We start from the raw sequence: 12,037 nt of genomic DNA on the forward strand, positions 1-12,037 counted from the left end.
CGAGGTCCGCCGCGTCGCCCGGCGCAAAGTGGAAGCCGGAAACACCATCCGTCACCAATTCCTGCAAACCGCCGATGCGCGCCGCAATCACCGGCACGCCATGGCTCATCGCCTCCACGGCGACAAGACCAAATGTCTCATACCAGACGCTGGGCACCACCAGGAACCGCGCGCCCCGGTAGAACGCCGTGAGTCCCTCCCGGCTCATCATGCCCGGGAACGTGACGTTTTCGGGCGCATCCTGCTGCAACGCGCTCAAGAGCGGTCCGTGCCCCGCAATGCGCACAGGGACGTGCGGCAGCAGCCGCGCGGCCTCGAGAAGCACGGGGATACCCTTCTCCTCGCTCGCGCGGCCCGCGAACCCGGCATACGCACCCTGGGCGGCGTCGACCCCCGTTTCCGGCAGCGGGATCATATTGGGCACGACGGCGATACGGTCTTCCGGCACGCCCGCCGCGACGAGCCGCCACTTCAGAAACTCGCTGATCGAGAGAAACAAGGTAATGTTCTTGAGAAACAGGCCCAGACGCCGGGTGGCCATGCCGCGCAGCGCGTAGACGGCGCTTTCGATCCGGTTGCCGCGGCAATCACGCAACAGACACCAGTACTCGCGGCCCCCGGCGCAGCGCTCGCAAACGGCGCCGCGGACAAAGTGCACGGCAATGGGGCAGACCAAGCGGTAGTTGTGGCAGGTCATCACGACGGGCACGCCCGCGCGCCGCGCCGCAACCAGGACGGAAGGCGAAAGCAACGGATACAGGTTGTGCGCGTGCACCACATCCGGCCGCTCGGCTTCCAGCAGCCTCTCCATCTCACGCCGCGCGGACACCGAGTAGATGCCCGAGAAAACCGCATGCACGCGGGCCGGAAGGCCGCGCGCGGCCTCGTCGCTGTGCTTGTCGAACAACAGCCCCGCGTCGCCGCGGCGGCGCAGCAGGTCGAGCGTCGCCTCGACCACCGCATCTTCGCCACCGCGCAACCGGTAACGGTTGTGAACCTGCAGCACCTTCATGCCGGCTTACCGTCATTGCCGGCAAACATTTCGCGCTCCTTGCGAAACTCCATCTCCTCCAAAAAACGTTTCTGGGAAAAGAGCCGTGGCGCCAGCAGCCAAAGCGTCATGCGCGCGTATCCTTCCGCGCGCCAAAGCAGCAACCGCCGGTCCTGCGCCGCCGCGGCATCCCCTTTAGAGCGGGCGAATATCAACCGCGGCAGATGCACGGCCAGCGCCTGCGCCAGCCGCGCGAAACACAGAAGCATGACGCTGAAACGTCCCCGTCTGTTCGCGTCGCTCTTGGCAAAGCCAAATCCCCAGCGGAGCGAAACCCAGCGGAAATACCGCGCCTGCGTCCGGTACGCCGGGATCATATGGGCGCACATGGCGCGCGGCGCCGTCCAGATGGCAAAACCGCCCGCGCGCAAACGGTTCAGGAACTCCGTATCTTCGCAGCCCGAAAAGCCGGCCTCGAATACCCCAATCTGCTCGAAGACCCGGCGCGCTATCAGCAGATTACCCGTACTCGGCAATTCCTTGCCTTCAAGGACGGATGGCGGTTCGAGATACAGGTGCTCCCCTAGCACGCCGCGGCACACCGGTCCGAGCGCAGCCAGGTGCTGCGGCGCGAGGTCAAGACACCGGGGCCCGCCCACGCAGACGGCCCCCTGGTTCTTCGCAACCTCGATCAGCCGCCCCAGCCAGCACGGTTCGGCAAGCTGGTCATCGTCGAAGAAGACCACCCACTCGCCGTGCGCCTCACGCACGCCCCGATTCCGCGCGCTGCCGATGCCGGCTCTGCACTCGTGAAGCACGTAACGGACCGGCACGGGCGCGCGGGCAGCCGCTTCTTCCACAACGGCGCGTGTATCGTCGGCAGACCCGTCATCCACCACGACCACTTCGTACGCGAAATGGCCGCCGGTCTCTTGACGCGTAACAGTGTCCAACGACTGACGCAGCGAGGCGGCGCGGTTGTACGTACAGATGACAACACTCGCGAGGTTAGCGGTCATAGATCAGGCCATGCGCTCCTTGCCGGACAGAACAACGGAGCCCTGCTCGGTCATGCCGGGCACGCCGGCCTCATCCGGCGCCTTGAAGAAAGCCAGCCGCACCAGGATCACCATGGCGAGAAACGTGAGCTGACCGCGCTGGATAGCCACGCTTTCGAGCAATCCATTGAGCGCGCAGAACAAGAGCACCATCGCAAAAAAGGCGTATTCGGAAGCGCCCGTCACGCGCGAGTACGCAATCGCCACCGTAATCCCCGCGATCAGGATCAAGACAAAGGCCACCGCCGCGGCCGGCCCCAGGTCAAGGGCCACATCGAGATAGGCGTTGTGCGCATGGGATATCGGCCACCCTTGCTTCTCGATAATCGCGCCAGACCGCGACTCATTCCAGAAACAGCCGTAGCCATAGCCGAGCACGGGGCGCTCCGCCGCGAAATCCAGGCATTGGTCCCAGAGTTGACGCCGCCCCGTCAGCGTGCCCGTTGTCGCGCTCGCGTCTTCGCGGCCCATCGCGATACCGCGCTGCGCGACCGGCCACAACACATCGCTGAGCAGCAGGAAGAATACGGCGAACAGGAGCGCGGCGCTCGCCAGCGTCACTTTCATCGAACGCGATTGGATGATGCCCCACTGCACCAGCAGCACGGCGACCACGCTCGCGAAAGCCGTGCGCGAACGTGTCAGGTAAAGGAACACAATCGCGGCGGCGGCAAGCAACAACAAGAGCATCCGGCCTCGTTGCGCGCCGCGCATCAAGTGCACCGCCGCCAGAAACAAGATGGCGCAGTTCACCGCCTGCGCATTCGGATGGATGGTCCCCGCGAAACGGTAGCCCGCCTTCAACGGTTGAAACGCGCCCTGCGCCACCTCGACGCCCAGCGCCAGAAGGAGAAAAGCGCCGCTCCACAATGCCGCGAGCCAGAGAATCTGACGCGGCGTCAGCCGCTGTGCCACACCCGCCGCGCCCAGCGCCAGCAGCGCGAATAGCGCGACGCGCCGAAACGAAAGCGCGGGGTCATCCGCCCAGGTCAGGCTCAGCACCGACCAACCCGCGAAAAAGAGCAGCAGCACCGCAAGGAAACCGACGGTGGTGTCCCCTGCGCGGCGGCGCCGCAACAAATGGAACAAACCAAAAGCGCCCAGCGCCAGGCCGCCTGCCTGCCGCCACGCCCGGGGCTGGAACAGTTGTTGCTCCAGGTTCGCGAATTCCTCGATGCTTTGAGCTTTCACAAGCATCTCGAACTTCTTCGGCCCCGCGTAATCGTGTTCCATAGCGATAAACGCGCCCGCCACCAGCAGGAACACGCCAAGCGGCGCCCCCATCCGTCCGCGCACCGGCAGATTTTCACGCGATTGGGTTGCGGCTGTATCCATCACAAACACCTCATGCGCCCGCGCCGCCGGGTGACTGCTCCAAAGACATCAGGAACCGGGCGTGCCGGGCGTACACGGCACGATTATACACGCATGCGATACAATTTCCCGCCAGCAACCCCCACGCGACACCCGCCGGACCGTATGCGCGGACCAGCCAGACGCCCGCCGTGAAGGTGAACACGAGTCCCAGCAGCAGCGCCTTGAACGCGACATCGGGCCGCTCCATGGCATTCAGCCCGAAGTTCACCGGAATCGTCAGCGCCCAAATAAACTGGCTGGCCGCGAGCAGGCCCACAACCGCGCCGTTGCCTGCGTATGAGGCGCCGAACAACAGCACCAGCAGCCATTCACCCAGCACCAGCATGCCGGCCCAGAACAGACTCATGGTCACGGCGAAGAACACGGTCGCGTGGTTCACTACCGAGCGCATTCCGGCCACGCCGCCTTCCTTATGCGCATGCACCGCCTTCGGCCCCAGGAAATTACTCAAGCCGAGCACAAACGGGTTTGCAAAAAACACCACGCCCGAACAGGCGCCAAAAACGCCATTCGCTTCTTTCCCGTGGAAACCCGCCAATAACCACGGATAGACCTGATTCGCGGCGACGTACGCCAGGTTCATCGCGAATATCCATTTGCAGTAGGTCCAATTGCGCCGGAAATCCGCCCAAATCGCCGCGCGCACCGGCGCGAAGCGCCGCCGCTGACTATAGAGCCAGAACGCGGCCGCAATGCCCGCCGCGGCGCCGATGACAGCGTACGCGGACCACGAAGAGAGCCGCCCGGACAGACCCGCAGCGGCAAGGCCGGCGACTTGCAGTACGGAAGCGCCAACATCCAGCGCGAGAGCCGTTACGGTGCGCAGGCCCGCGAAGCACACCTGCCGCGCATATTCCTTGAACAAAATGAACAAGACGCACGCCGCAAGCGCCCACAAGACCCTTTCCAGACCAGCAAGGCCGGCATCGGGCGTGCTGAACAACGCGAAGACCGCGCCCGCTGCGGCAAGCCCCGCGGCCAGCGAGACGGACAAAACTACCTGATGAACCAGCGTACTGCCCGCGTAGCGCGCCGCGGCTTCCCCCTCAAGCCGGGGGCTGAACACAATGTAGGCAGAGGTAATCAGCGCGTTCTGAGAATTCATGGCGAACAGCACAACCGTGAATCCAAGCGAGTACAAACCGAGTTCCGCCTGAACACACGCGCGCCCGACGATGATGAGGCTGATGAAATTGGCCGCGCTGACCACGCCCTGGTCGGCCACGGTCAGCAATGCCTTGCCCGCCGACCCCCGCGTAAGCGCGGCCAGCAGGGCGCGCGGTCCACCGCTGGAAGCCGTGTTTGACGGCCTGCTCACGGCTTCGGCTTCGGTTTCAGGTGGTCCCCAGCCAGCGGCGTAACGCGCCCATCAAGCCATTCCGGCTCGGGTGGCTTGCGCCACTTCACCACGCGGGCCGGATTGCCCGCAACAATGGCATAAGGCGGCACATCGCGGGAAACCACCGCGCCCGCGCCAATGACGCTGCCCGTTCGGATACGGACACCGGGAAGAATGACTACGTTCGCAAAAATGAGCACATCGTCTTCAATCACGACCGGATCATCGGGCACCTTCCCTTGAAACATCATGGGCTTGTCCAGGCTGGAAAACTCGCGGCCGTAAGCCGTGATGAACACATTGTGCGCCAGTCCCACGTAATTGCCGAAGGTGACGTCCCCGATGATTCGCGCATGCGCGCCCAGACTCGAATGGTCTCCCATCGAGAAGTGGGACCCATTGCCGAAATGCGCGCCCCGATTGATGTGCACGCCCCTGCCGCAATGGCGCAGCGCCGGGCCGGCGGTCCACCGCCGCAAGAGCAGCCAGAGCCTGCCGCGCGGCAGGCTGTGCTCGGGCAGATGACGCGCAAACCCGTAGTACAGGATCAGACAGATCATCCGCTTCAACTTCTTCACCATGTTTGCCACGCGCCTCCCAAAACGATCTTCGTGCGCCTCACATGCGCTAGTGGGCGCCACGCCGCGACAGGACTGCCGGGACGGTGAGCAAGAGTATTCTCACATCCTGCCAGAACGACATGTTCTCAATGTATTGCAGGTCGAGGCGCACCCAATGGTCAAAGCAGCTCTTGTCCCGGCTCGTGACTTGCCACAACCCGGTAATGCCGGGCTTCGTGGCCAGCCGGGCCCGCTGCCACAGCGCGTACTCCCGGTCCTCGGCCACCGGCAGGGGACGCGGCCCCACCAGGCTCATGTCGCCCCGCAACACGTTGAACAACTGCGGCAGTTCGTCCAGGCTCAGGCAGCGGATCACGCTTCCGACCCGCGTGACCCGTGGGTCATCCTTCATCTTGAAGGCCGGCCCTTTCCGCTCGTTGAATTGCAGCAATTCGTGTTTGCGCTCTTCCGCGTCGGCCACCATGCTCCGGAATTTGTAGGCCTTGAAAGGCCTGCCGCCGCAGCCGCCGCGTTCCTGCGCGAAAATCACCGGACCGCGCGACGTCAGGCGCACCGCCAGCGCGATCAGCAGCATCAGCGGCGCGCTCAGCACTATGCAGAACGAGGCGCCGGCCACGTCCAGGGCCCGCTTCCATCGCGGAAAGGGGCGCACGAAAAACGTCTCGAGCGGCTGTGCCGCTACGGGGCAGGCGCCCGCACGGCGCTGCGCGACCCTTTCAATCCCGCGAATCCTGAGCATCCACTGTGTGACTGCATCCCGCGTCACGGGGGAAAGCCCATATTTCTCATCGTGGCCGAAGCCTTGACTCTTACTGTCGTGCTCCGGCGCGAAAGTCCGGCCAGTCGAACTGGCGCGTGAAAACGCCATAAGCCTGCAATTCCTGTCTGCCCCGCGCAAATCCCTTCTCATTCACTCGGGGCGTCGCCAAGTCCTTCCCTCGGATACGCAAACACCTCGTACGTTACTTCCGGTAACGGTGCGCGTTCGGCGCTGGCCGAATGCGCCCGCTGGTCAAACGCTTCCTTTATCGGCGGCCAGATGCAGGCGACGTTCGCGCTCGGCGTATTGGGGAATATCACGCCTATCCTGTCGCCGAACCAGCCTCTGATGTCGATGATTCGGGTGCGCGTCCGCAATAGGGCCGCCAGCACCCAGGCCGCCTGCAAAAACGCCTCGCTGTCCGGCGGCGCCTCAATCTGCAACGCCAACAGGCTGAACGGTCCGCAGCCCCGGTCCGTACGCGCCCGTTCTTTGCGCAACTGCTCGTCAAACGCCTCAGCAGACAAGAGCCCTTCAACCGATTGCCGGGTCCTGCGGCGTTTCCAGACGAAGCAACGCCTGAACATTCGCAACACAGCTTACGTCCCTTCTACGCTGAACCAGCGATTCACGCAGCTGCGTTCCCATGTGCTGCGCCACCGCCCCTAGATACGTCTATAGACGAAGTTCGGTATATAATACCGCCTCTTGTTCAAAATGATACCAAGCACCTTCGCGCCCTGAGCCTGCATCCGGGCAATTTCCCGCTTGCACGCTTGCCAGCGCGTCTTGCCTGCTTCCACCACCACCACAACGCCGTCCACTATGGAAGCCAATTGATAGCCTTCCGGCGATGCGCCCAACGCGGGGGCCACAACAACCGTCATGTCAAATTGCTGGCGCACTTCCTCGAGCACACGCTGCAAACCTGGCGCAGCCAGCACCGATGCCAGCGTGGAAGTATTTGAAGCCATTTGACTTACGCAGAGATTCGACTCTCCGACGATGCGGAAGGCATCCTCATGCAATTCGCCATTTGCGGCCATTTCAAGCCAATCGGATGTCGCCTCCGTGGCCAGTGCGGGGCCCACCGCACCCAACAGCAGGACACGCTTGCCCATGCGCGCCGCAGCCAGTTTGGCAAACTGCCGCGCAACGCGCGCGCCCTCCTCGCCCGGATGCGCGCCGACGACCTCCACGAGCGGACCCCGCGGCCCCGGCATGCCGGCCTCAATCCGCTGATATAGGGACAGCAGCTTGTCCTCGAGCGGTTTGGATACGGTGATAGCCAGACCGGCCCCACCGCGTCGCGGCCCACTTTGCGTTCGTTCTCTGCTTGCGTTGTCAAGTGCTTCGTATATCTTCGTCATGGGCGGTTCCCTATTCTCCGACGAAAGACGCCTCGGGGATGGACGCCGTATGCTCGACGCCCAGTTCATCAACAATCCGTTCCGGGAAAAGCAACGTGTCCCCGGACCAGATAATATCGGCATTCTCGATACGAGGATTCGCGCGCCGCACTGTTTCCACAAGGAACGCGGAACTGCGGCCGTATGTTTCCGCCACCAGCCGGGTCAGGCAATCGCCAACCTTGACGTGACGCGCCACCATGCCCGCTGGGGCTGCTTCGGCTTTCGCCGGCGTCATGGCGCGCATGTCGCCCGGTTGCGGTTCAGAAGGCGGCCCAGAACCCGGCGCGGGAACCGGCTGCGGCGCAAAGTTTGCATCTATCGGGCGCGGCGCCTCGGCAGACGGCGCAGCGGCTTCCGCCGGCGTTGGTTCTTCAGCGGCAACGGCCGGGACGGCTTCCGCCGCCGCGGCCGCCATGGCAACGGCCGGGACGGTCTCCACCGGGGCGGGCCCGGCGGCCACGGACACCGCATCCGCCACTGCGTCAGGCGCCGGTTCAGCGGGCGTTTCCCTGGAACGCAAAGAAGCCGGCGTCTCGGCAAACGCCTCCTCCATCTTTCGCAACGCGACCACTTTATGGTCGAGCATCTTCGGCTCCACCCCTCCCGCCGGCGCCGCAACCTGTCCGGCCGAGTCAGTCGTTTCCGCCAAAGGCGCCCCCGCCTGTCCTGGCTGCGGCCCTTGCGGCGCGTCTTGCGGCGTCTGCCTTTCCTCCTGCACAGCGTCAGGCACAGCCGGCGGCACACCGGCGTCCGTCGTGCCCAGCGTGGCCGATTGCGATCGCCCCTCTTCAAAGGAGGCAAATGCCAGGCCGACCGTCAGCCCGGCGGCCAGCAGGAAAAGCGCCGCGCCCACGCCGGCCAGGCGCAATCGTCGCTGGCGGGCGTTGCCCAGCACATCCGCGATCACCTGGCGGACGATTTTCGCGGAGACCGTCTGCTGAAACGCGCCAAAACCCGCGATAAGCGCATTGTCGCACAGGATATTCAACAGCCGGGGATTGCCCCGGGCCTTCGCCACAATCCGGCGCAGCGCATCCTTCGCGAACACGTTCTCGCGCAGGCAGCCGGCCTGTGTCATCCGGTAGCGGACGTACTCATAGCTTTCCGCACGCGTCAGCATGCGGATGGTCGCGCGCACCGCGATACGTTCCCGCAGTTGGCGCAGCGCGTGCAGTTCCAATTTCTGTTCCAGTTCCGGCTGGCCGACCAGCACAATCTGGATCAGCTTGTCCTTCGCGGTTTCAAGATTCGAGAGCATGCGCAGTTTCTCGAGGGTCTCCACCGGCATGTTCTGCGCCTCGTCGATGATCAGCGCTACGTTGTGCCCCGCCTTGTATTCGTTAATCAGCAGCCACTGAAGCCGGTCCAGCATGGCGGACGCTGACCCGCTCTGGTCTTCCGCGCCCATTTCCCGCAGGACCAGCCGCAGCAGTTCGTCAAAGGTAAGGTCCGGATTGAACAGATAAATGGGGCGCGTAGGCGTGCGCTCTATGCGCTTGATATACGCGCGCAGGATGGTCGTCTTTCCCGTTCCGACCTCGCCGGTCAGCGCGACGAAGCCTTTGCGCTGTTCAACCCCATAGACAACAGTCGCAAACGCCTCCTTATGGCTCGGACTCAGATACAGGAACTCCGGGTCCGGCGTGATATGGAACGGCTCCCGGTCGAAGCCGTAGAAGTCTAGGTACATGTACGGAATTCCTTCTCGGAAATCTCCGCCAGCACCGGCACTCCCAGCCGTTTTTCAGCCGCTTCCGTCGTATTGATCGTGTCATCCAGGAATTCGCGAATGAACGCGTAGCAGATACCGCCGAACAACCCCAGCAGAATGCCCAGGGCGATATTCCGCGTCTTGTTCGGCCGCTCCGGCAACAGCGGCGTAGACGCATCCTGAACCATGCTGATATTCGACACCTTGTCGATATCCTTGGCGTGCGCAATCCGCGCCCGCTGCCACGTATCCCGGAATTCGCGGTACTCCTGCTCGCGCACGTCGCGTTCCCGGGTCAGGCGCTGCAGTTCCACGTCCGTCGCCGATATCTGTGCGAGCCTTGCGCGTAATCCGGCGATCTCGTCCTGCAGGACCACTATGCGCGCGCGCATGCCGCCCAGTTGCGCCTTCTCGCTTTCCAGCGTGTGCTCGAAAGACTCATAATTCCGGTTCAAGCCGGTAGTGACCTCCGTAAGCACCTCGTCTTCCTGGCTGAGCAGCGTTTCGAGAACCTGAACCTTGTCTCGCAGTTCGACCAGCGGACGATGGGTGTCGGGGTATCGGGCGGCTAGGTCCGTTTCCTGCGCGCGCAGGTCAATCAACCGCTCTTTCAGCGTGTCCGCGGCGTAATTGGGCATGCCCGTGGTGCGCGACAACTCCTGCGTCCGGGGCTGGCGCTGCATGGCTTCGGTCAGTTGGTTCACGACGGCCTGGAGCCCGTCCGCGTCGGCGGTCACCGTGCTCAGTTGCCCCTCGAGGTCGCTGATTTGCGCGAGCAACGTCTCCTTTTGCGCCTCAAGCGATGAAATATCATGTTCTCGGCGGAAGGCGTCCAGTTGGTCGTCCTGGGCTTTCAGCGCGGCCTCGGCTTCCTCGACCTGCTTCTGGAAAAAGGCGGGCACGGCCTGCGCGGCGTATACGTCCACGTGCCGTTCCAGATACAGTTCGATAAGCCGCTTGAGCACTTGCTTGGCCAGCTCGGGGTGCTTCAGTTCCATGCCCACGCGGATGATGTTGGTCTTGTCTTCCACGTCCACGGTGATGCTGTCCATCAGCGTGCGAATCGCTTCTTCCTTCGGTTCGAGCCGTTCACGCAGACGCAGCAGCACCAGCACGTTCCGCGCCTGGTCCCGCAACATGTTCACGGCTTGCTTCAGCGGTCCAGGCGCAGGCGGTTCGTCGATCGCCTTCTCCTTCCGCGGCAGGTCGCTCCGGTACAGAATCCAGCCTTCCCCAAACTCTTCGACCACTTGCTGCGCAAGGTCGTAGCTGGTCAGAATGGCCACCTCCGACTTGACCTCGCCCGTCCGGTCCTGCGCCACGTTGACGAAGGGCTGTTCTACCGACATGTCGGCGGGCAGGTACTCGCGCCCAAGACGCACGAGGAGCACCGCCTCCGACCGGTACACAACGGGCAGCACAAACGTGACCGCTGTCACAATCGCCAACACCAGCAGGAAGAACGTGACGATCCTCCATTTGTGACGGAACACGACGTACATGATGTCACGAACAGAATTGAGCAGGATGCCGCTATCCATCGCCGCTGATTCTCCCTACAGACCTGGAACCGCCTGGATTTGGAAACTCCGACTGTCTGTCTCGAACTCTTGCTCGTTCAAGTCATACGTCAAGTTCCAGTAGACACTGCGCGGAATGATCTGGTTGATATACTGGTCCACCCACTGGTCCACCTGGTCGATTACCGTGCGTGGCACGTAGACAATATCGTAAGGTTCGAGATATACGGGTGTGCTCTCGGGCGACCCGATGGCCTCCCGCAAATCAATCGAACGCGCGAAGCGTTGGCCGTCCCGTTCGCGAATCAGCACTACATTGCGCATTTGGGCCGTGCCCTTGTTGAAGCCGCCCGCCTGCATAATGGCCTCCAGCGCCGTCAAACGCCCCTGAATCGGGATAAGGCCCGGCGTGCGCACCTCGCCCCCGACATACACGCGCTGACTCGTATATTGCGTCACGACCACCGTAATCTCGGGGTCTTTCAGCTTGTCCGCGTAACGAGTCATCAGCGCCGTCCGCAACTCGTCCGGAGTCAGGTTTTGCGCGTCAACGTCGCCCACCAATTGCAGCGCAATCTTGCCGTCCGGCCGGATAGTCTGCTCTTCGTTCAGTTCCGGCCAATACGTAAACACGATTCGCACCGAATCGCCCGGCTGCAGTTTGACCGCCGGCGCCGCGGGCTCCGGCCAGGCGGGATTCTCAGCGGGCGCGGTTGATACACACCCCCCCGCAATGAGCGCCACACCGACCGCGCAAAGGGTGACTGCCCCTGCACGCCTGAAAAACCACATGTTTTGTTTCATGGACACGCGTTTCCTACCTGGACGGGACCGCCCACCATTTCCGGGAAAGCCGGCCCGTACAACCCTCGTACGCGATGCTGTCCCGCTTGCATGGATGGTCCTTGCTCCCTGCATGCGATTTCATGCACGGGAAACGGAGACTTTCCGCGTTTCCGCTTCCGCACGCTTCCTCAACAAATCCTAATACTATTACATTCTGAACGCAAGCGCGAATTCCGCTTGCCTTTGCTCCCGATACCCTACGTGCAGTCCCCCCCGCCACACGGTTCGCCTTGATACAGGCCAAGAGGCTTCCGAAACGCCCGCGCTGCCCTGCAATTGCTCCGACTACGGGACACGCCAACCGTCCCCAAGGCTATTGTGCGGCCAGACTCGCACACGATTACAGGATCCTCCACTCATCCCGTGCATAAAGTATAGCAAAAACCGTCAATGTTGTCAAAAGTTTTCTTCCCTGAACCGCAAGTCTTCGCAGGGACCAGAG

General features: G+C 63.1%; 11 protein-coding genes. All 11 read right to left on the bottom strand.

All coding sequences use genetic code 11. The features are described 5' to 3' along the window. Positions 1-1,012, bottom strand: a 1,012-nt coding sequence (locus tag KA184_20580; GenBank protein ID MBP8131983.1) for a glycosyltransferase, incomplete at its 3' end; no start/stop codon positions are given. Beyond that, positions 1,009-2,010 carry a glycosyltransferase family 2 protein gene (locus KA184_20585; protein ID MBP8131984.1) on the bottom strand — a complete coding sequence of 334 codons (1,002 nt, stop codon included), beginning with the start codon at positions 2,008-2,010 and terminating at the stop codon, positions 1,009-1,011. The genes KA184_20585 and KA184_20580, both read right to left, overlap by 4 nt. A gap of 3 nt (positions 2,011-2,013) precedes the next feature. Then, on the bottom strand, positions 2,014-3,384 hold the full coding sequence (locus KA184_20590) for an O-antigen ligase family protein (GenBank protein MBP8131985.1): 1,371 nt from the start codon (positions 3,382-3,384) through the stop codon (positions 2,014-2,016). Between the two features lie 10 nt (positions 3,385-3,394). Then, a complete protein-coding gene (locus KA184_20595; protein ID MBP8131986.1) occupies positions 3,395-4,744 on the bottom strand; it encodes a polysaccharide biosynthesis C-terminal domain-containing protein in 1,350 nt (449 codons plus the stop codon). Next, positions 4,741-5,346, bottom strand: a complete 606-nt coding sequence (locus KA184_20600; GenBank protein ID MBP8131987.1) for an acyltransferase — start codon at positions 5,344-5,346, stop codon at positions 4,741-4,743. Before KA184_20600 ends, KA184_20595 begins: the two co-directional genes overlap by 4 nt. 46 nt (positions 5,347-5,392) lie before the next feature. Beyond that, complete coding sequence (locus KA184_20605; GenBank protein MBP8131988.1) at positions 5,393-6,214, bottom strand: sugar transferase; 822 nt, start codon at positions 6,212-6,214, stop codon at positions 5,393-5,395. 38 nt (positions 6,215-6,252) lie between these two features. Then, positions 6,253-6,702, bottom strand: coding sequence for a hypothetical protein (locus KA184_20610; protein MBP8131989.1), 450 nt, complete (start codon positions 6,700-6,702; stop codon positions 6,253-6,255). Between the two features lie 69 nt (positions 6,703-6,771). Continuing rightward, positions 6,772-7,476 (bottom strand): hypothetical protein, encoded by a 705-nt coding sequence (locus KA184_20615; GenBank protein MBP8131990.1) that lies wholly within the window; start codon positions 7,474-7,476, stop codon positions 6,772-6,774. Between the two features lie 10 nt (positions 7,477-7,486). Further along, positions 7,487-9,208 (bottom strand): AAA family ATPase, encoded by a 1,722-nt coding sequence (locus KA184_20620; protein ID MBP8131991.1) that lies wholly within the window; start codon positions 9,206-9,208, stop codon positions 7,487-7,489. Next, positions 9,199-10,770 carry a hypothetical protein gene (locus KA184_20625; protein MBP8131992.1) on the bottom strand — a complete coding sequence of 524 codons (1,572 nt, stop codon included), beginning with the start codon at positions 10,768-10,770 and terminating at the stop codon, positions 9,199-9,201. The genes KA184_20620 and KA184_20625 overlap by 10 nt, the downstream gene beginning before the upstream one ends. A 15-nt stretch (positions 10,771-10,785) precedes the next feature. Continuing rightward, positions 10,786-11,553 carry a polysaccharide biosynthesis/export family protein gene (locus KA184_20630; protein ID MBP8131993.1) on the bottom strand — a complete coding sequence of 256 codons (768 nt, stop codon included), beginning with the start codon at positions 11,551-11,553 and terminating at the stop codon, positions 10,786-10,788. Between the last annotated feature and the right edge of the window lie 484 nt (positions 11,554-12,037).

The organism is Candidatus Hydrogenedentota bacterium, assembly GCA_018005585.1.
In the GTDB taxonomy this organism is placed as follows: domain Bacteria; phylum Hydrogenedentota; class Hydrogenedentia; order Hydrogenedentales; family JAGMZX01; genus JAGMZX01.

Bases quoted from the DNA above. Each gene is read 5' to 3' on its own strand.
- KA184_20615 (MBP8131990.1), bottom strand. From the start codon at position 7,476: ATGACGAAGATATACGAAGCACTTGACAACGCAAGCAGAGAACGAACG.
- KA184_20600 (MBP8131987.1), bottom strand. From the start codon at position 5,346: ATGGTGAAGAAGTTGAAGCGGATGATCTGTCTGATCCTGTACTACGGG.
- KA184_20605 (MBP8131988.1), bottom strand. From the start codon at position 6,214: ATGGCGTTTTCACGCGCCAGTTCGACTGGCCGGACTTTCGCGCCGGAG.
- KA184_20585 (MBP8131984.1), bottom strand. From the start codon at position 2,010: ATGACCGCTAACCTCGCGAGTGTTGTCATCTGTACGTACAACCGCGCC.
- KA184_20590 (MBP8131985.1), bottom strand. From the start codon at position 3,384: ATGGATACAGCCGCAACCCAATCGCGTGAAAATCTGCCGGTGCGCGGA.
- KA184_20630 (MBP8131993.1), bottom strand. From the start codon at position 11,553: ATGAAACAAAACATGTGGTTTTTCAGGCGTGCAGGGGCAGTCACCCTT.
- KA184_20620 (MBP8131991.1), bottom strand. From the start codon at position 9,208: ATGTACCTAGACTTCTACGGCTTCGACCGGGAGCCGTTCCATATCACG.
- KA184_20625 (MBP8131992.1), bottom strand. From the start codon at position 10,770: ATGGATAGCGGCATCCTGCTCAATTCTGTTCGTGACATCATGTACGTC.